Consider the following 18,313-nt stretch of genomic DNA (forward strand, 5'->3'; position numbering starts at 1 on the left):
ATACATTGGGAGGTGAAATAATATGCCAAGAAAGAACGTTATTGATGCTAAAGCCAAGAAGGTTGATGAAGTTGCTGACCAACTGCAAAAAGCCGTATCAGCAATTGTTGTTGATTACCGTGGTTTAAGTGTTGCTCAAGATACTGATTTACGTAAACAACTACGTGATAATGATGTATCAATGAGTGTTATTAAGAACAAAATTTTGGAACGTGCCGCTGATAAAGCCGACGTTAAAGATTTAAAGGATACCTTTGTTGGACCAACTGCCGTTGCATTTTCTGATGAAGACCCAGTTGCTCCTGCCAAGATCTTGAAGAATTTTGCTGATGATAATCCAGAACTTGAAATCAAGGGTGGAATTATCGAAGGTAAGATTGCTTCACTTGATGAAATCAATGAATTTGCTGCTCTACCAAGCCGTGAAGAATTGCTTTCAACTCTTGCTAACATCTTGAAAGATCCTATCCGTAAGGTTGCTTATGCTGTTAATGCTGTTGTTGATAAAGATGACAATGGTGACGACAGTGATGCAGCTTAATAAAAATAAATTAAATGTCCTAATAGGAGGAAATTAAAATGGCTTTTGATAAAGATAATATTATTGCTCAATTAAAAGAAGCTTCAATTACTGAATTAAATGACTTAGTTAAGTCAATCGAAGATGAATTCGATGTTTCAGCAGCTGCCCCAGTTGCTGCTGCAGGTGCTTCCGGTGACGACAGTGCTACCAAAGATTCATACGATGTTGAACTTACTGAAGCAGGTCAAGAAAAGATCAAGGTTATCAAGGCAGTTAGAGATATCACTGGTCTTGGTTTGAAAGATGCTAAGGACTTAGTTGACGGTGCTCCTAAGGCTGTTAAAGAAGGCGCTTCAGAAGCAGATGCTAACGACATTAAGGATAAGCTTGAAGCCGTTGGTGCTACTGTAACTCTTAAGTAGTTTACACCCAAAAAGAACGTGCCTAAGCACGTTCTTTTTTTTGCTTTAATTTTGTGCAAATAAAGTTGTTTTATGTGATAAAAATTGAGAGAATGAAGTTAGCCAATTTTTGGGGGTTAACAATTGAAAAAAGCATTTAACAAAGTTATGGATTTCTATAACAAATATTCGAATTGGATTAAAGGGATTTTCGTCGCGTTAGTCCTTGTATTTGTTGTTTATGAAGCAACGCACGTCCTTTCAGAGATTAATGGAAAGCAGATGCGAGAAAGTTTAGCATCTCAGTCGCCAACAACCCTGATTATTTTAACGATTCTGGGATTCGTGGCCGTGTTACCAATGTTAATTTACGACTTTACCATCACGGAATTCTTGCCTGGTAAGTTTAAACCATCTTACATAGTCAAAAGTGGGTGGATCGTTAATTCGTTTACTAACATTGCTGGGTTTGGTGGTTTTCTAGGTGCCAGTCTAAGGGCGATGTTTTACAGTAAGGACGCCACCAAAAAGCAGGTTTTATATGCGATTTCTAAAATTGCTTTATTTTTACTGGCAGGACTTTCAACGTACTGTCTAGTTTCACTGGTTTTGATCTTCGGCTTTGGGATCGGATCCCAGTATGCCAAGGATTGGATTTGGCTAGTTGGTGGTGGGATTTATTTTCCTGTCATTTTTCTATTTACTAGATTTAATAATTCCGAGTTTTTCAGTGACTTAACCTTAAAACGAGAGTTTCAATTAATCATTGGTTCGTGTTTAGAGTGGGGTAGTTGTGCTATGCTCTTCTTGATCATTGGTTATTTCATGAAACTTAACATTAATTTGTGGAATGTCTTTCCACTTTTTATTATTGCGAATGTCATTGGAGTTGTCTCAATGCTACCAGGAGGACTAGGCTCATTTGATACGATGATGATTGGAAGTTTAAGTGCCCTGGGTGTCTCTCCAACAATTGCTGCTGTGTGGGTCCTTTTGTACCGTGTCTTCTACTACTTCTTACCATTCTTCGTTGGTGTGGTTCTTTTCTTCAGTGAAATGGGAGCTCGGATTAACAACTTTCTTGATGATATTCCTAAAACGATTATTCACAGATCGGCTCAGATTATCATCACGATCTTCATGTATTTCTCAGGAATCATGATGATTGTGTACGCTACCATTCCTAATCTGGCTTTGGTAAATCCCCTTTATGTGTCACTTGCACCGTACACTTTATTCTTCTTGGGGCAACTATCCAACGTGATTATTGGAATTTTATTGATCGGACTAGCTCGTGGAGTGGGTTCACGGGTCCACAAATCCTTCTGGCCAACCGTTATCATTTTGGTATTTGCCATTGCGAACACGCTTTGGAAGGAAGACTTTCCCTTAAAGTTGACGCTTTTACTTGGTTTTATCATTATTTGCTTGTGGTTATCAAGGAAAGGAATGTATCGCCAGAAGTTAACTTATTCATGGGGAAACGCCATTTTCGATGGAGTGATTTTCATCGGGACCTTCTTAATTTACTCCATTATTGGGATCTACATGAGCAATCATCATCTTCCCAGTCATGGTCCAATTAAAATGATGAATGTCTACCTCTTACCTTCCCAGCAGGTTTGGTTAACTGGATTTATTGGAATTATCATTGCGTTTATTATTTTATTTATGCTCTATAAGTACCTAACATACGCACGGATTCCGTGGTTAAATCAACCATTTGATGAAGTTAGGATTCGAAATGTGATTGATAAGTTTGGTGGAAATGAAGTTAGTCACCTGGTCTTTCTACGTGATAAGAAAGTTTACTTTTACGCTGAAGACAGTGAAGACGAAGTGATCTTTATGTATAAGCAGAAGGCCAACAAGTTAATTGTGATGGGGGAACCAATTGGCAATCAAGACAAGTTGGATGCTGCCATTGATCAATTTATGAGTGATGCCGATAAAGCGGATTTCACCCTAGTATTTTATGAAGTTGGGGAATCGTTAACGATGTTGCTTCATGAAAAAGGCTTTGATTTCATTAAGGCGGGTGAAGAAGGTCACGTTAATCTTACTGATTTTTCACTTGCTGGAAAACGACATCGTGGCGAGCGAGCTCTTATGCATAAATTTGATCGCGAAGGTTACCACTTTGAAGTTCTAGATCCACCATTTCCTAAAGAGCAGATGGATGAATTTAAACGTATCTCTGATGAATGGTTGAATGGTCGTGATGAAAAGGGCTTTTCACTGGGCTTCTTTGATCCTTATTACTTGAACCAGGCTCCGATCGCTGTTATCAGGGATAAGGAGGGGAAGATTGTTGCTTTCGCTAATATCATGCCAACTGGTGATCGAGTTATGACGTCGGTTGATTTGATGCGATCAGAAAACGATGCTCCTTCTGGAATCATGGACGGAATTTTTATTCACCTGTTTAAGTATTCTCAAGATGAGGGTTATAAGTGGTTTAACCTTGGAATGGCTCCGCTTGCTAACGTGGGTGAATCGAAGTTTAGTTTTATTAATGAGAAGATTGCCCATTTGATTTACCAGTACGGTGATGCTTTCTATAGCTTCCAAGGATTGCGTTCTTATAAGCAAAAATACGTTGATAATTGGGTCTCCAAGTACTTCGTATACCGGAAAGACAATTCGTTGGTATTCACGATGCTACAGCTCTTGTCAGTAGTTAGTGAACGACCTACGATTGAAAATGTAGAAGAAAATATTCCATAAAAAAAGGAGTTTCAGAATTAATTCTGAAACTCTTTTTTGTTTGAAAACTATTTTTTGTTTTTCTTATCACCGATATCATAGTCGGAATCACTCATAGCTTCTACGTTTCCTAGGCGGTAACCATTACCCACTTGTGAGAAGAAATCATGGTTAACCGTTGCCGTTGAAATTCCGTTCATAACAATTGGATTAACATCTTCCTCAGTGTCGGGGAACATCGGATCCTGTCCTAGATTCATTAATGCTTTGTTGGCATTGTAACGAATGAAGGTTAAAACGTCGTCAGTCCATCCTACTTGATCGTAAAGTAGATGAGTATACTTTTCTTCGTTTTGATAAAGATCGTACAAAAAGTTATACATCCAATCTTTTAAGTCGTTTTGTTCGTTTTCACCCAATTGGTTGAACTGAACTTGGAATTTATAACCAATGTAAGTTCCATGAACGGATTCGTCACGAATAATCAATTTGATGATCTCAGCAACGTTTGGAAGTTCGTTATGACCAAGATACCAAATAGGGGTATAGAATCCAGAATAGAAAAGAAATGTTTCAAGAAAGACACTTGAAATTTTCTTTTTAAGTGGATGTCCATCATCGTGGTATAGTGAATAGATTTTTTTGGTTTTGTTTTGAAGAAATTCTTCCGTGTCACTCCAATGAAAGATCTCATCAATTTCATCAGGGGTGTTCAAAGTTGAAAAGATTGAAGAGTAACTCTTAGCATGTACTGATTCCATAAACTGAATGTTATTTAAAACCGCAATTTCATGTTGCGTTACCGCATCTTTTCGAAGGGCTGCCATTCCGTCTTGAGACTGAAGGGTATCCAGTAAGGTTAACCCCCCAAAGACGTGACCAACAATCCATTTGTGATCATCATCAAGTGAACGCCAGTCCTTTAGATCGTTTGATAGTGGAATTCTAGTATCAAGCCAGAACTGCTCGGTTAACTTTTCCCAGGTAGCTTTGTCAATTTCATCATCAATAGAATTCCAGTTAATCGCTTTGTAGTTTCCTTTTGACTTTCCGGTTAAGACTTTATTAATGTCCATGTATTTCCTCCTAAGGATTAAATTACGCAGCTTTCACATTCATTGGCACCAACTTCAGTATTATCGTCAGTAAAGGTCCGTACGTAATAGAGTGATTTAATGCCTTTTTTGTAAGCATAATTTCGAAGGATCGTTAAATCTCTGGTTGACATTTTGTCACTTCTACCATCTTTCCATTCATAAAGGCCCTTTGGAATGGTTGAACGCATAAAGAGGGTTAAACTCATTCCTTGATCAACGTGCTTTTGAGCGGCAGCGTAAACGTCAATTACTTTACGCATGTCAGTGTCATAGGCTGATTCGTAGTAAGGAATGGTGTCATTTGAAAGGTATGGAGCCGGATAGTAAATGGTTCCAATCTTTGATTCTTGGCGTGCTTCAATTTTTTGAACAATTGGATGCAAACTTGCTGTTGCATCCCCAATGTAAGCAGTTGAACCATTAGGAGCTACGGCCATACGATTCTGGTGGTAGAGACCATACTCCATGACTGATTGTTTTAAAGCGTTCCAATCTTTTTCGGTTGGGATAAAGACACCATCAAACAGTGATTTTACTTTATCTGACTTTGGAGCCCAACTCTTGGTAGTGTACTGATCGAAATAAGATCCATCAGCATACTTACTTTTTTCGAAATTATGGAAAACTTTTCCGCGATCCTTAGCCATTTGATTAGAAGCCTTCAGGGTCCAGTAGTTTAAAAGCATGAAGTAGGTACTGGTAAATTCAATGGACTCAGGTGAGCCATAGTACATATGATTTTTAGCAAAATATGAATGAAGACCCATGGCTCCTAAACCAATTGAGTGACTTAGTTCATTTCCGTGCTTAACTGATGGAACCACGTTAATTGATGAGTGATCGGTAACGAAGGTTAGGGCTTTTACCATGGCTTCAACTGATTTACCGAAGTTTGGTGATGCCATGAGGTTCACTACGTTAGTAGAGCCCAGATTACATGAGACATCGGTTCCTAACTGTTCGTAGTTTTGTTCATCATCAACGATGGAAGGTGTTTGGACCTGGAGAATTTCGGTACACAGATTACTCATGACAATCTTGCCGTCAACCGGATTATCACGGTTGACGGTGTCAATGTTGATAATGTATGGATAGCCAGATTCTTGTTGTAGTTTTCCGATTTCGGTTTCAAGTTCACGAGCTCGAATCTTTTTCTTAGAAATGTTCTTGTTCTTGACCATATTGTCGTATTCTTTAGAAATATCAACATATGAGAAAGGAACCCCATACTCACGTTCAACATCGTATGGACTGAATAGGTACATATCATCATCGTTTTTAGCGAGCTCATAAAACTTATCTGGCACAACCACACCAAGTGAAAGGGTGTTTACTCGGATTTTTTCGTCGGCGTTTTCCTTTTTAACTCCCAAGAATTGAATGATGTCAGGATGGAAAACACTAAGATAAACAACCCCAGCCCCGTTTCTTTGTCCTAGTTGGTTGGAATAGGTAAAGCTATCTTCTAGTAACTTCATTACTGGAAGAACACCACTGGCTGCTCCTTGAATGTGTTTAATGGGATCACCAGCAGCTCTTAGGTTAGAAAGATTAATTCCAACTCCTCCACCAATTTTGGATAATTGAAGAGCTGAATTAATGGTTCTACCGATCGTATTCATGTTATCGGTGGTTTGAAGTAAGAAACATGAAATCAACTCACCCCGACGTTTCTTTCCAGCGTTCAAAAAAGTAGGGGTAGCTGGTTGAAAACGCTGATGAATTAATTCATCAGCTAGATTCATAGCTAATTTTTGGTCACCATTAGCTAGAAACAATGCGTTCATTGCTGTCCGATCTATGTAGCCTTCTAAGTACATGGAGTTGTCGTCAGTTTTCATTGCGTATTGAGCATAGAATTTGTAAGCAGCCATGAATGATTTGAAGTGAAAATTTTGACTATCCAAATACTTGTATAACTTCTCAATGAATGAAAATGGGTACTTATTAACGAAACCCTCTTCAATGTAGTTATGCTTAATTAGGTAATTAAAACGATCTTTTAACGAATCAAACTTAACGGTATTCGGATTAACGTTTTCTTTAAAGAAAGCCTTCAGTGCTTCCTGATCTTTTTCCAGTTGAATCCGGCCATCGACAGGGATATTAATTTCATTATTTAGTTTGTAATACGTAACATCGTGCAAATCCTTTAAAGACATATTAGACTATTCTCCCTTAATCGTGTCATGCGAAAATATCGTGAATGTTGGTTTTGTACTATACTATAAGTACAACAATTAACCAACGAGCTTTTTTAATTGTTCAGGTTGAAATCCGCTGAATGCATCGAGTGATTGGCTTTCAACAACTGGTACAGCATGAAATCCCTCACCCTTTAGATAATCCACGTATTCTGGATTTTCAGATGTGTTCTTTTCAACAAAATCAACGTTATGTTCACTAAGAAAACGTTTTGTCATCTTGCATTGAATGCAATTATTTTTGGTAAATACAGTAATTTTTTTCATTTTGTTTCATCCCCTTGATATCGTTCACTTGATGAGTTTACTCTCAAAAATCGGAATTTTCAACAGATAAAAGCACTACATATAGTGAAAATGATGATGAAAGGACGCTATATGTAGTTCTTGTAATTTTAAATATTAATTTTTTTAGGATGTGTTAAATTTGAACAATTTTTATTATACCGCAAATCCTGATGTTAAACATGAGGAAAAACATTGGAACTTTTCTTTATTAAAAACCACGCTAAGTTTTGTAACGGACAACGGTGTGTTTTCTAAAAGTACGGTTGATTATGGGTCACGAGTTTTAATTAAGAACGTTGATATTAACGAAATGCCCGCAGGACCGATTCTGGATATGGGGTGTGGCTATGGTCCGATTGGGATCTTCTTGGCTAAAACTCATCCAGAACGTCAGTTTACCATGGTCGACGTTAACAATCTGGCTTTGTCCCTTGCCAAACAGAATGCTGAGTTGAATCAGATCAGTAATGTGGACATTTTTGCCTCTGATGGGTATCAGAATATCACCCAAAAATATGCTGGGATCGTTACTAATCCACCTGTTCGTGCTGGGAAAGAAGTGGTAGATGAGATGATTACCGGATCGTATGATCATTTACTAGACGATGGGACGTTAACGGTAGTTTTACAGAAGAAACAAGGAGCTCCGTCCGCTAAGAAACTTATGAAACAAGTCTTTGGCAACGTTCAAATCGTTAAACGCGATAAGGGATACTATCCTTTTAAAGAGTAGAAAGGCTGCCACTGATGAATAAAAACGACGCGTATTTTATGGATCAAGCTCTAATTGAAGCCAATCATGCCGCCATCATTGGAGAGGTTCCTATTGGAGCAGTTATCGTCCAAGATGATCAAATTGTTGGAAGAGGACATAACTTGCGTGAACACACTGAAATGGGAACGGAGCATGCTGAGATCGTAGCGATTGAAGAAGCGTGTGCTAATCTAAAAAGTTGGCGCTTAAATGACTGCGAAATGTTTGTGACCGTTGAACCGTGTTTGATGTGTGCGGGTGCAATTATTAACACTCGAATTAAAAGATTGGTTTATGGTTCTAAAAATGAAAATGCAGGAGCAGTGGAAAGTTTATATCACACTTTAAATGATTCCAGACAAAATCATCAGGTTCGGGTTTCAAGTGGCTTGCGAGCCGCTCAAGCAGGTGCTATCATGAAAAAATTCTTTAAAGATAAGCGGAAACATCGGAAATAATTCTAGACATTTGATGGATTTTCGGTTATGATAATTAATGCCGTAAGGCCCTGAAGCAAGGGCGGACTTACGAACCGTGTCAGGTCCGGAAGGAAGCAGCACTAAGTATCTTTTGCCTTGTGCTTCTCGTTTTTAGAAATTAAACTCCTAGTCGTTTGACTGGGAGATTTTTTTTGGAAAAATTGGGGTTTAAAGTTATTAGCATTTCATCAATTTTCAATATATAATAATTGATGGTACCAACTTTCAATGAAAGGAAGCATTTCATGAGTTATCAAGCACTGTATCGGACTTGGCGTCCACAAAGATTTGATGAAATTGTTGGCCAGCCGGTCATTACTCAAACTTTAAAAAACGCATTGATAACTAATCAGATTAGCCATGCGTATTTATTTACGGGTCCCAGAGGAACAGGAAAGACTTCGGCAGCTAAAATCTTAGCCAAAGCGGTTAACTGTCCTAACTTAAAAGATGGGGAACCATGTAACGAATGTGCCACCTGTTTAGCTATCAACAAGGGTGCATTTAACGATGTCATTGAAATTGATGCCGCCTCCAATAACGGAGTTGAAGAGATTAGAAATATTCGTGATAAGGCCAAGTATGCTCCCACCGAAGGGAAGTATAAGGTCTATATCATTGATGAAGTTCATATGTTATCAACGGGGGCTTTTAACGCCCTTCTTAAAACATTAGAAGAACCACCAGAACACGTGATTTTTATTTTAGCGACCACTGAACCACAAAAGATTCCGGCTACCATTATTTCACGGACACAACGGTTTGATTTTAAGCGGATTAAAGCTAGTGACATCTTAAAGCGAATGGAATATATTCTTTCAGAAAAGAACATCGATTATGATGATAAAGCCCTGAAGGTGATCGCTAAAAGTGCTGAAGGTGGAATGCGGGATGCATTGAGCATCTTAGATCAAGCCCTTTCATATAGTAATGATAAGGTAACTTATGAGAGTGCACTTTCCGTGACTGGAAGTGTAACTAGGGATAAGCTACAGTCATACATTGAAGCTGTTTTTAATTCTGACGTTCAAACGGGATTAAAAATGGTTCAAGAAATTTTAGATGATGGAAAAGATGCTAATCAATTTATTGAAGATTTAGTTGATTATTGTCAGAATATTTTGCTTTATCATCAAGATCCCGAAATGGTCCAAAAGAGTGAGTTAGGACTTTTGGGTAGCAATTTTAAAAAGATTGCTGGCGAAATCGGTAGTGAACTAATCTATCAGTACGTTGAAATTATGAGTGATGTTCAGAATCAGATGCGTTATTCATCTCATCCCGATGTTTATCTTGATATACTAACGGTTAAACTTGCTAACGCCAAGAAATCTGGGACAGTTGCTGGTTCAAAAGATGAGGATCATGGTGAAAGTGGCGGAACTAAGGAACTTGAACAGCAACTCTTAGATCTTAAAAACCAGGTTTCGGAGTTACAATCTGAGCTGGATGATTCAAAAAAGAAGTCACCCGTTAATGAGACTAAAGATCAAAATGTCACTAAGTCCAAGCCAGTTCATCATCAGGATACTAATAAGCAGGTCCAGGTGAACCTTACTAAAGTCTACGAGGTATTGGGCAAGGCTACCAGGAAAGACTTAACGGCTTACCAAGATATTTGGCAGGAGCTGTTGCAGTCGCTGTCAGTCACTCAACGAGCTGTAATGCACGTTTCTAATCCCGTTGCAGCAAGTGATCAGGGTGTTGTAGTTGCGTTTGATTATGGCTTTTTGTACCAAAAAGCTGGAACTGATGGAGATCTGATGGATGCCCTCCAAAATGGGCTCGATCGGATTCTCGGTTTTGTTCCCACCGTGGTGTTTGTTCCAAATGATGAGTGGCCTCAAATTAGAAGTGATTATCTAAAGAAGCACCAATCAGGAGCTGATAAGTCAGAAGCAAATAATTCAGAGACTAAGTCCGATGCTCCTGATGCTTCAAGTGATGAACAACCTGAAGATACAAAGGGTAAAAAAAATAATGATTCCCTTAATCAAGCCAAGCAAATGTTTGGTAATGATATAATTAATGTTAAAGACGATTAAAAAGGAGAAATAATAATGAACGGAATGAATATGGGTAAGATGATGCAAAAGGCCAGAAAAATGCAACAAAAGATGCAGGCTGAACAGGCTGAAATTGAAAAAAGTGAATTTGTCGGTAAAGCACCTGAAGACATGGTAACCGTTACTTTTACTGGTGATCGTAAGATGAAAGACATGAACGTTAAACCAGATGCCATTGATCCTGATGATCCTGACATGCTTTCTGACTTGGTGATCAGTGCCGTTAATGATGCTTTAGGAAAAATTGAAAAGGATACCCAAGATAAAATGGGTCAGTACACTAAGGGAATGAATATTCCTGGCATGTAGTAGAAGAAGGGATTTAAATGCAATATCCAGAACCAATTGCTAAGCTGATTGATAGTTACATGCATCTACCAGGAATTGGTAGAAAAACGGCTACCCGATTGGCTTTCTATACGGTTGATATGAATAAAACTGACGTGAAAAACTTTGCGGACGCTTTGACTTCAACTAAAAATGACTTACGTTTTTGTTCAATTTGCGGCAACATTACCGAGACTAATCCATGTGAGATCTGTTCCGATCCGACCCGTGATCAAAGCAAGATCATGGTTGTGGAACAGTCTAAAGACGTTATGACCATGGAAAAGATGAAGGATTACAACGGTCTTTATCATGTTTTACATGGGGTTCTCTCACCAATTGAGGGAAAGGGTCCCGAGGATATCAACATCAGCTCGCTTATCAAGCGCTTGCAGAAAAATGAAGAAGTTAAAGAAGTCATTATTGCCACCAATGCCACTCCAGAAGGAGAAGCTACGGCAATGTATTTAGCAAAGTTAATCAAACCAGCTGGAATTAAAGTTACCAGATTGTCTCATGGATTGTCTGTCGGAAGCGACATTGAGTATGCGGATGAGATGACACTTTCTAAGGCAGTTTCGGGACGAACTGAAATGTGAGGAATTAGCTATGTTTTCTTTATTTAGATATAGTTCTATGAAACAAAATTATGATGACCAGTTGTTAGATACGATTAATTTTTTAAAAAATGATTGGGATCAGGCGGTCCAGACTGAACAAGCTGTTTCTGAGACAGATAATCACTTGTTTGCTCAGACGATGTTGACCAAACAAAAATACATGTTTATGTATCGTCAAGCACGGAAACGTAACATTAAAAATGATCGAATTCAGCCATCAGTATACGAAAACTAAACGCAAGCCAGCTAAACACTAGCTGGCTTTTTAAATAGACATTAAATATAACTTAAAGTACAATGAAAATAGCAAAAATGCTGGGAATGAATCGAATATGACAGGACAATTTATTACATTTGAAGGTACTGATGGAGCCGGTAAGACTACGGTTTTAAACCAGGTGGTTGATGAGATCAAGCCAGCCCTTGGTAAGCAATTGTTAACTACTCGAGAGCCAGGTGGTAATCCTGTATCAGAACAGATCCGAAAGGTTATTTTAAATAAAGATGAGACTGATATGGATGATCGATGTGAAGCACTTTTATTTGCGGCTGCCAGAAGGGAACATTTGGTAAAAACCATTTTACCAGCTTTAAAAAGCAACCAATTAGTGTTGTGTGATCGTTATCTTGATAGTTCAATTGCATATCAGGGTGGTGGTCGTGAGATTGGCGAAAAGGCCGTCTTGGACATGAATCAATTTGCTACTGAGGGACTCATGCCAGACACGACGATTTACTTTGATGTTCCCGTTGATGTTGGTTTGAAACGCATTGCCAACCATCGAAGTGGTGAAGTTAACCGGCTTGACCTTCAGGAGCATGATTTTTACGTTAGGGTCCATGATGCCTATGATCGCATCGCTAAGCGGGATCCCAAGCGTGTTATCAAAATTGATGCTACCAAACCAATCGATGAAGTAGTAAATCAAGTACTTTCCGTATTATATAAACGAGCAGGAAATTATTTTAATAAGAACAAATAGGAGGATCAGCCATGAAACTAATTATTGCAATTGTCCAGGATAAGGACGCAGCTAAACTACAATCTGAATTCATCAAACATAAGATTCAGGCCACCCAATTATCTACTAAGGGTGGATTTTTAAAGGCTAAGAACGTTACCTATCTAATTGGTGCTCAAGATGACAAAGTTGACGAGATTCTAGATATCATTAAGTCAACTTGTGAAACCAGAAAGCAGTATATGACACCACCCGTTAGTTTAGCTGGTAGCATTAGCGAAACTTCTTACCCAGTTGAAGTTCAAGTTGGGGGAGCTACGGTGATGATTTTACCAATGGAATCACTAAACCGTTTCTAATTAATATAATGGTAGAAGAAAATCCTGCGCAAAGCGTAATTAATGAAGCAAAACGAAAGCAGCCATCACTAACCAAACACTTTATGGGAGTGGTGACAGCTAATGATCTTAGTCATTCTTACCTTTTTTCAGGAGTAGACGGTCTTGGAAAGCTAGCGGTTGCTAAAACCATTGCAATGCGTTTATTTTGTAAAAATGTTCGAGATGGAATGCCTTGTGGTGTTTGCAATGAATGTATTCGAATTGCTAAGGATGAGCATCCTGACGTTGTGATGGTAAAACCTGATGGACGGAGTATCAAAGTTGATTCAATTCGCTATTTAAAGCGTGAGTTTTCTAAGAGTGCCGTTGAAGGGAATCAAAAGGTTTTTATTATTGATGATGCTGATACTATGACCACCAGTGCTGCTAATAGCTTGTTGAAGTTTATCGAAGAGCCGAACGGACAAGTTAATTCTTTTTTACTTACCGACGATTATCGAAAAATTTTACCGACGATTATTTCAAGGACACAGTTGATAGAATTTCCTAAGATTAACGAAGATGATCTGATTAAATACGTAACTAAAAAAGGGTTGTCTAAAACATCTAGCCAGTTAATCTTAGAACTAACTGGTGATTTAGCGTCACTTGACAAGATGCTTGAAGATGGTTGGTTTAACAAGATGAAAGCAACCGTTGAACGGTGGTTTAATGAGTTAGTTGAGGACGATTATCGTGCTTTTACGAATGTTCAAACCAATTTTATGCCACTTGTCACGGGACGTTTTGAGCAACAAATGACCTTAAAGATGATTTATCAGATTTTTAAGGATGTTTTTGATGTAAAATTTAAAGATTCTCGACCTGATAGTTTAGGATTTGGCGATCAGTATACTGCTTTGAAGAAAATGGCACTCAAATTGTCCGATGAACAATTGATTACGATCATTACATCAATTTTAGGTAGTACCCGAAAACAAGATATAAATGTTAGTTTCCAGAACATTTTGGAAGTTATTACCCTAAATTGTCTAGCAGTCATTGAAGGTTAGGAGTAAAAGTCGATTGAAAGAATCAGATGTTAACGAGGAATTTAATAATTTAAAGTCGCAATCAGAATTAATGAGTGAGAGAATTGGCGACCTTCGTGATGAAGTGGATAAAGTCATTGAGGAGAATTCAGAACTGAAAATTGAAAATGAACATCTTCGGGAATTAATTGCTGGAAAAGACGGCAAAAATAAAAAGAAACAACAACTTTCAATGTCGAAGAAGAATTTAGAGAAATTGTACAATGAAGGGTTTCATGTTTGTACCCAGTTTTATGGCAAACGACGTGATAGTAACAGTAGTTGTATGTTTTGTACCGATATTATATACGGAGAAAGGTAATTCAAGTGGATTTATCAGTTCAAAAGAGTTTTGCAAATCATAATACTGGCAGCTTGTATCTGGTCCCCACCCCAATTGGGAATCTTGATGATATGACAATTAGATCGATTAATATTTTAAAAGATGTGGATTTAATTGCTGCCGAAGATACCCGAAACACGCAGAAGCTGTTAAATCATTTTGACATTACGACCAAGCAAATTAGTTTTCATGAACACAATACAGAACAGCGTGCACCGGAATTAATTGAAAAACTAAGAGCAGGCACCTCAATTGCACAGGTTAGCGATGCGGGGATGCCCTCAATTAGCGACCCCGGACGTGAGTTAGTTCAACAATGTGTTGAAAATGACATTCCCGTGATAAGCGTTCCTGGTCCCAATGCTGGGCTTACTAGTTTAATTGCTTCCGGGCTTAAACCACAGCCCTTTTTGTTTTATGGATTTTTAAAACGAAAGCCAAAGGAACAAGTGGATGAGTTGGAAATTTTGGCGCAAGCATATCCGACCTTGATTTTTTATGAAGCACCACACCGATTGAAAAAGACGTTAATAAACATGCAGAAAGTGTTTGGCAACCGACAAGCAACTTTAGCAAGAGAACTTACCAAAAAATTCGAAGAATACGTGCGTGGTGGAATTGATGATTTGGTAGACTGGTCTAAGGAGAATGAAATTCGGGGTGAATTTGTGATTCTGGTCGCTGGGAATCCCAATGGTTTTAAAATCATGAAGCCAAATGAAAATAAGGCTCAATTATCGGTTGAAGAACAGATTGACCAATTGATTAGTAATGGTGATAAGCCCAATGCTGCAATTAAGAAAGTAGCTAAGCAAAATGGGTTAGTACGCCAGGATGTCTATAATCAATACCATCACTTAGAATAAGAGGAAATAAAATGACTGGAGATATTTTTTCTGAAAATCATGAAGTTGAATACTATGAGACTAACCTTTTAGGTAACATGACTTTATCCATGCTAACTGATGTGATTATCATGATTTCACAAGATCAAGCCACTGCACTTGGAGTAGGGACTCAGTATGTCATTGAACATGGGGTTACATGGGTGGTAGCTCAAACCGATATGGATATTACCCGTTTACCAAGGGTTCATGAGAAGGTTCAAGTGCAAACGAGGGGATCATCATATACAAAGTACTTTGCATATCGTGAGTTCTGGGTAAGAGATATGGATGGAAATGAATTAGTTCATGTTGGTAGCCTATGGGTCATGATGGATATTCAATCCAGAAAAATGGTGAAGTTGGATGAATCCATGGTCATCCCTTATCACTGTGATCGAGTTAGAAGAATTCAACGGTTAAACAAGATTCCGAAGATTCATGATGAACATGATATTATGCAAACCGAGTACCACGTTCGTTTTACTGATATTGATTGGAATTCTCATGTTAATAATGCTAAATATATAGGATGGATGGTAGACGTCTTGCCTTATGATTTTCTAGCTTCTCATGTGCCAACGGAAGTAAGCATCAAATATGAAGACGAAGTTACGTACGGAGATCCCGTGTTAAGTCGAGGTAAGTTCATCAATACCGATAATCAAATTCAAACTGTTCATGATATTTCAGTTAATGGAAGTACTAAATCGATTGCTGAAGTGAAATGGAAAAAGTTGGATAAAAAAGGAAGCAAATAACATGCATGTTTTAGCAATTGATACCTCTAATCAACCACTAACAGTGGCTGTTCTTGATGATGAGCGGGTCTTGGCAACGACTACCATGACTACGCATCGAAAGCATGCGGAGTATTTAATGCCCATTGTTGAAAAACTGGTCAAGTATGCCAAATTAACTCCCCAGGATTTAGATCGAGTTGTCATAAGTAACGGACCAGGGTCTTACACCGGAATTAGGATTGCTACTACGGTCGGAAAGGTGTTAGCAGATACGTTAAACATCGATTTAGTTGGTATTTCAAGTTTAATGGCACTTGTCCTAAACGTTCAAAAGGAACATCAGCTGGTGGTTCCGCTTTTTGATGGTAGAAATAATAATTTGTTTACAGGATTGTATCGGACTTCTCAAAACGGTCCCGAGGTTGTGATTGAAGATCAACACATCAATTTTGATAAGTGGTTACAGAAGCTTGACGAATTTAATGAACCAATCATCTTCGCTGGAAGTGATGTTGATCATTTTGTAGATCGTTTGAAATCACATTTTGGAACGAATTTTAAGAGTTTAACCGGAATTGATAATTTACCACAAGCTGCCAAGATCGGGGTTTATGGAGAAAAGCAGGACCCGGTTTCCAACATTAATAATTTTAATCCTAATTATCTTCGTTTAACTAAAGCACAAGCCGACTGGCAAAAGTTGAACCCTGGGAGGGAAAACGAGTCCTATGTTGAGAAAAATTGAATCATGGTTAAAAAAGAATTTGAAGAAAAAAGAAGAAGCCAAAATTCAGCGGGGACTTCAGATTCAAAATCACATTGTGGATATTAACGGAACTGATTACTATTTTGGAAAGGGCTCTATTACTGACATCCCTGATATTGTGAACGTTGAAGAAGAAGTTTATGATAAAAAGGCTGCTTGGGATCGAGAACGTTTTTTAAATGATTTAAAAAAACATAAAAATAGTTTATACATGGTGATTCGTAAAGCGGATGAATTGATTGCGTTTGTTGGATGTTACATTTCACGTGATAGTAAAAACTGTCACGTTGAAAACATCGCCGTGTTACCAAAGTTTCAGAATCGTGGTCTTGGCTATTTCTTATTAACGATGGTAATTAGAAGAGCACGATTAATGAAATTACGGAGTGTCTCAGTTGAGACTCGCCTAAGTAATATTAAGGCGCAAGATTTAAATCGTGATCTTGGGTTTATTCAAGTTGGAATTGATCCGGATTACTATAACGATGGTGAAGATGCCGTAGTAATGAAATTAGATCTATCTAAGCAAAAAGTAGCCCCAAATAATTTTGGAAGATAGTTAGAAACGGTGAGTGAGATGCAAGAAAACAGTATGATTTTGTCATTTGAAAGTAGTTGTGATGAAACAAGTGTGGCCGTCATAAAAAACGGGAATAAAATTTTATCCAATGTTGTTGCAACTCAAATTAAGAGTCATCAAAGATTTGGCGGAGTTGTTCCCGAGGTGGCTAGTCGACATCATATTGAAGAAATTACCATTTGTATCAATGATGCTTTACAGCGAGCTAACGTTACATACGATGATTTAACCACAGTCGCTGTGACTTATGGTCCTGGGCTTGTTGGTGCTCTTTTGATCGGAGTGACAGCTGCTAAGGTGGTTGCCTGGGCACATAATCTGCCACTAATTCCGATTAATCACATTGCGGGGCATATTTACGCAACTAACTTTGTTAAACCAATTACTTTTCCAGCCATGGCACTCGTTGTTTCTGGTGGTCATACCGAGCTAGTTTGGATGCCCAAGGAAGGTAAGTTCGAAATCATTGGTGAAACAAGGGATGATGCTGCTGGTGAAGCATTTGATAAAATTGGACGAGTACTAGGAATTAATTATCCAGCTGGCCCTACCGTCGATGCTATGGCACAAAAGGGTAAGGATACATTTGCCTTTCCACGTGCTATGGAAGCAGATGATAATTATGATTTTAGTTTCAGCGGATTAAAAAGTGCTTTTATTAATACGGTTCATCATGCCGATCAGATTGGAAAGACTCTAAATAAGAACGATTTAGCAGCCAGTTTTGAAGCCGCTGTGGTGGATGTCTTGGCAGAAAAATCACAAAGTGCACTTGAAAAATATCCTGTCAAAGAGTTCATTTTAGCTGGTGGAGTAGCAGCCAATCAGGGGATTAGAGAACGACTGGCTTCAGTTGCAAGTAAGGAAAATGTCGAATTTGTTAAAGCGCCATTAAAGTTATGTGGTGATAATGCTGCTATGATAGGTGCTGCTGCGGCGGCAATGCAGCACCATCAGGAAGCTGGCAAAGCTTCGTTAAATGCTGATCCCGGATTAGAGTTTGAATGGGCTCCAAATGAGAATTAAATCGTTAATAACAAATTAAAAAATTAATTTGTCCTACGTTGTCGGGCTTTTCAGACGCTTTCATTTTTATATTATTTCACAAACAATTTCTTTATGGTAGAATTGGTCTTGTGATTTATTAATCTCGACAATA

At 38.3% G+C, this 18,313-nt stretch carries 21 protein-coding genes and 1 other RNA gene; 19 read left to right on the forward strand and 3 right to left on the reverse strand.

The annotated features are described in order from the left end of the window. The first annotated feature begins 22 nt into the window (after nt 1-22). The 3 genes from rplJ to mprF all read left to right on the forward strand — a co-directional run bounded on the left by rplJ (nt 23) and on the right by mprF (nt 3,651). Nucleotides 23-541 (forward strand): 50S ribosomal protein L10, encoded by a 519-nt coding sequence (rplJ, locus tag FC73_RS03595; RefSeq protein WP_010021778.1) that lies wholly within the window; start codon nt 23-25, stop codon nt 539-541. Between the two features lie 38 nt (nt 542-579). Further along, nucleotides 580-945, forward strand: a complete 366-nt coding sequence (rplL, locus tag FC73_RS03600) for a 50S ribosomal protein L7/L12 (RefSeq protein ID WP_010021780.1) — start codon at nt 580-582, stop codon at nt 943-945. Nucleotides 946-1,068: 123 nt separating this feature from the next. Then, the gene (mprF, locus tag FC73_RS03605) at nt 1,069-3,651 is read left to right on the forward strand and encodes a bifunctional lysylphosphatidylglycerol flippase/synthetase MprF (protein ID WP_010021782.1); all 2,583 of its coding nucleotides are present in this window, start codon (nt 1,069-1,071) and stop codon (nt 3,649-3,651) included. A gap of 47 nt (nt 3,652-3,698) precedes the next feature. On the opposite strand, the gene nrdF is transcribed toward mprF, so the two are convergent. The 3 genes from nrdF to nrdH form a co-directional block, all read right to left on the reverse strand. After that, nucleotides 3,699-4,706 carry a class 1b ribonucleoside-diphosphate reductase subunit beta gene (gene nrdF / locus FC73_RS03610; protein ID WP_010021783.1) on the reverse strand — a complete coding sequence of 336 codons (1,008 nt, stop codon included), beginning with the start codon at nt 4,704-4,706 and terminating at the stop codon, nt 3,699-3,701. A 17-nt stretch (nt 4,707-4,723) separates the two neighbouring features. Then, complete coding sequence (nrdE, locus tag FC73_RS03615) at nt 4,724-6,889, reverse strand: class 1b ribonucleoside-diphosphate reductase subunit alpha (protein WP_010021784.1); 2,166 nt, start codon at nt 6,887-6,889, stop codon at nt 4,724-4,726. A gap of 78 nt (nt 6,890-6,967) precedes the next feature. Further along, the gene (gene nrdH, locus FC73_RS03620) at nt 6,968-7,198 is read right to left on the reverse strand and encodes a glutaredoxin-like protein NrdH (RefSeq protein WP_010021786.1); all 231 of its coding nucleotides are present in this window, start codon (nt 7,196-7,198) and stop codon (nt 6,968-6,970) included. Between the two features lie 160 nt (nt 7,199-7,358). On the opposite strand from nrdH, the gene FC73_RS03625 reads away from it, so the two are divergent. The 16 genes from FC73_RS03625 (at nt 7,359) to tsaD (ending at nt 18,180) form a co-directional block, all read left to right on the forward strand. Beyond that, entirely contained in the window at nt 7,359-7,952 is a 594-nt protein-coding gene (locus tag FC73_RS03625; RefSeq protein WP_010021787.1) for a class I SAM-dependent methyltransferase, read from the forward strand. 14 nt (nt 7,953-7,966) lie between these two features. Continuing rightward, the gene (locus tag FC73_RS03630; RefSeq protein WP_010021789.1) at nt 7,967-8,431 is read left to right on the forward strand and encodes a nucleoside deaminase; all 465 of its coding nucleotides are present in this window, start codon (nt 7,967-7,969) and stop codon (nt 8,429-8,431) included. Nucleotides 8,432-8,478: 47 nt separating this feature from the next. Further along, nucleotides 8,479-8,565, forward strand: an RNA gene (ffs, locus tag FC73_RS06915) — signal recognition particle sRNA small type. 132 nt (nt 8,566-8,697) lie between these two features. Further along, the gene (dnaX, locus tag FC73_RS03635; protein WP_056936291.1) at nt 8,698-10,497 is read left to right on the forward strand and encodes a DNA polymerase III subunit gamma/tau; all 1,800 of its coding nucleotides are present in this window, start codon (nt 8,698-8,700) and stop codon (nt 10,495-10,497) included. 15 nt (nt 10,498-10,512) lie between these two features. Next, nucleotides 10,513-10,827: a YbaB/EbfC family nucleoid-associated protein gene (locus FC73_RS03640; RefSeq protein WP_010021792.1), complete on the forward strand. Its 315-nt coding sequence runs from the start codon at nt 10,513-10,515 to the stop codon at nt 10,825-10,827. Nucleotides 10,828-10,844: 17 nt separating this feature from the next. After that, nucleotides 10,845-11,444: a recombination mediator RecR gene (gene recR / locus FC73_RS03645; protein ID WP_056936292.1), complete on the forward strand. Its 600-nt coding sequence runs from the start codon at nt 10,845-10,847 to the stop codon at nt 11,442-11,444. 10 nt (nt 11,445-11,454) lie between these two features. Further along, on the forward strand, nt 11,455-11,700 hold the full coding sequence (locus tag FC73_RS03650; protein ID WP_039144534.1) for a YaaL family protein: 246 nt from the start codon (nt 11,455-11,457) through the stop codon (nt 11,698-11,700). Between the two features lie 97 nt (nt 11,701-11,797). Further along, nucleotides 11,798-12,448 carry a dTMP kinase gene (tmk, locus tag FC73_RS03655; RefSeq protein WP_010021797.1) on the forward strand — a complete coding sequence of 217 codons (651 nt, stop codon included), beginning with the start codon at nt 11,798-11,800 and terminating at the stop codon, nt 12,446-12,448. An 11-nt stretch (nt 12,449-12,459) separates the two neighbouring features. Further along, the gene (locus tag FC73_RS03660; RefSeq protein ID WP_010021798.1) at nt 12,460-12,786 is read left to right on the forward strand and encodes a cyclic-di-AMP receptor; all 327 of its coding nucleotides are present in this window, start codon (nt 12,460-12,462) and stop codon (nt 12,784-12,786) included. Between the two features lie 8 nt (nt 12,787-12,794). Next, the gene (gene holB, locus FC73_RS03665) at nt 12,795-13,820 is read left to right on the forward strand and encodes a DNA polymerase III subunit delta' (RefSeq protein WP_010021801.1); all 1,026 of its coding nucleotides are present in this window, start codon (nt 12,795-12,797) and stop codon (nt 13,818-13,820) included. A 13-nt stretch (nt 13,821-13,833) separates the two neighbouring features. Beyond that, complete coding sequence (locus tag FC73_RS03670; protein WP_010021802.1) at nt 13,834-14,160, forward strand: DNA replication initiation control protein YabA; 327 nt, start codon at nt 13,834-13,836, stop codon at nt 14,158-14,160. 5 nt (nt 14,161-14,165) lie between these two features. Continuing rightward, a complete protein-coding gene (gene rsmI / locus FC73_RS03675; protein WP_010021803.1) occupies nt 14,166-15,047 on the forward strand; it encodes a 16S rRNA (cytidine(1402)-2'-O)-methyltransferase in 882 nt (293 codons plus the stop codon). A gap of 11 nt (nt 15,048-15,058) precedes the next feature. Further along, nucleotides 15,059-15,826: an acyl-[acyl-carrier-protein] thioesterase gene (locus tag FC73_RS03680; protein WP_010021806.1), complete on the forward strand. Its 768-nt coding sequence runs from the start codon at nt 15,059-15,061 to the stop codon at nt 15,824-15,826. 1 nt (nt 15,827) lies between these two features. Next, nucleotides 15,828-16,553 (forward strand): tRNA (adenosine(37)-N6)-threonylcarbamoyltransferase complex dimerization subunit type 1 TsaB, encoded by a 726-nt coding sequence (gene tsaB / locus FC73_RS03685; RefSeq protein WP_010021807.1) that lies wholly within the window; start codon nt 15,828-15,830, stop codon nt 16,551-16,553. Next, nucleotides 16,537-17,133, forward strand: a complete 597-nt coding sequence (rimI, locus tag FC73_RS03690; RefSeq protein ID WP_010021809.1) for a ribosomal protein S18-alanine N-acetyltransferase — start codon at nt 16,537-16,539, stop codon at nt 17,131-17,133. The genes tsaB and rimI overlap by 17 nt, the downstream gene beginning before the upstream one ends. 18 nt (nt 17,134-17,151) lie before the next feature. After that, nucleotides 17,152-18,180, forward strand: a complete 1,029-nt coding sequence (tsaD, locus tag FC73_RS03695) for a tRNA (adenosine(37)-N6)-threonylcarbamoyltransferase complex transferase subunit TsaD (RefSeq protein WP_010021810.1) — start codon at nt 17,152-17,154, stop codon at nt 18,178-18,180. The last annotated feature ends 133 nt before the right edge of the window (nt 18,181-18,313 follow it).

This window comes from Fructilactobacillus fructivorans (genome assembly GCF_001434095.1).
Classification (GTDB): domain Bacteria; phylum Bacillota; class Bacilli; order Lactobacillales; family Lactobacillaceae; genus Fructilactobacillus; species Fructilactobacillus fructivorans.

Coding starts and splice junctions, on each gene's coding strand:
- rimI (WP_010021809.1), top strand. CDS start 16,537: ATGTTGAGAAAAATTGAATCATGGTTAAAAAAGAATTTGAAGAAAAAA.
- FC73_RS03650 (WP_039144534.1), top strand. CDS start 11,455: ATGTTTTCTTTATTTAGATATAGTTCTATGAAACAAAATTATGATGAC.
- FC73_RS03660 (WP_010021798.1), top strand. CDS start 12,460: ATGAAACTAATTATTGCAATTGTCCAGGATAAGGACGCAGCTAAACTA.
- FC73_RS03640 (WP_010021792.1), top strand. CDS start 10,513: ATGAACGGAATGAATATGGGTAAGATGATGCAAAAGGCCAGAAAAATG.
- rplL (WP_010021780.1), top strand. CDS start 580: ATGGCTTTTGATAAAGATAATATTATTGCTCAATTAAAAGAAGCTTCA.
- tsaD (WP_010021810.1), top strand. CDS start 17,152: ATGCAAGAAAACAGTATGATTTTGTCATTTGAAAGTAGTTGTGATGAA.
- nrdH (WP_010021786.1), bottom strand. CDS start 7,198: ATGAAAAAAATTACTGTATTTACCAAAAATAATTGCATTCAATGCAAG.
- nrdF (WP_010021783.1), bottom strand. CDS start 4,706: ATGGACATTAATAAAGTCTTAACCGGAAAGTCAAAAGGAAACTACAAA.
- tsaB (WP_010021807.1), top strand. CDS start 15,828: ATGCATGTTTTAGCAATTGATACCTCTAATCAACCACTAACAGTGGCT.
- recR (WP_056936292.1), top strand. CDS start 10,845: ATGCAATATCCAGAACCAATTGCTAAGCTGATTGATAGTTACATGCAT.
- FC73_RS03680 (WP_010021806.1), top strand. CDS start 15,059: ATGACTGGAGATATTTTTTCTGAAAATCATGAAGTTGAATACTATGAG.
- tmk (WP_010021797.1), top strand. CDS start 11,798: ATGACAGGACAATTTATTACATTTGAAGGTACTGATGGAGCCGGTAAG.
- holB (WP_010021801.1), top strand. CDS start 12,795: ATGGTAGAAGAAAATCCTGCGCAAAGCGTAATTAATGAAGCAAAACGA.
- dnaX (WP_056936291.1), top strand. CDS start 8,698: ATGAGTTATCAAGCACTGTATCGGACTTGGCGTCCACAAAGATTTGAT.
- rplJ (WP_010021778.1), top strand. CDS start 23: ATGCCAAGAAAGAACGTTATTGATGCTAAAGCCAAGAAGGTTGATGAA.
- nrdE (WP_010021784.1), bottom strand. CDS start 6,889: ATGTCTTTAAAGGATTTGCACGATGTTACGTATTACAAACTAAATAAT.
- FC73_RS03630 (WP_010021789.1), top strand. CDS start 7,967: ATGAATAAAAACGACGCGTATTTTATGGATCAAGCTCTAATTGAAGCC.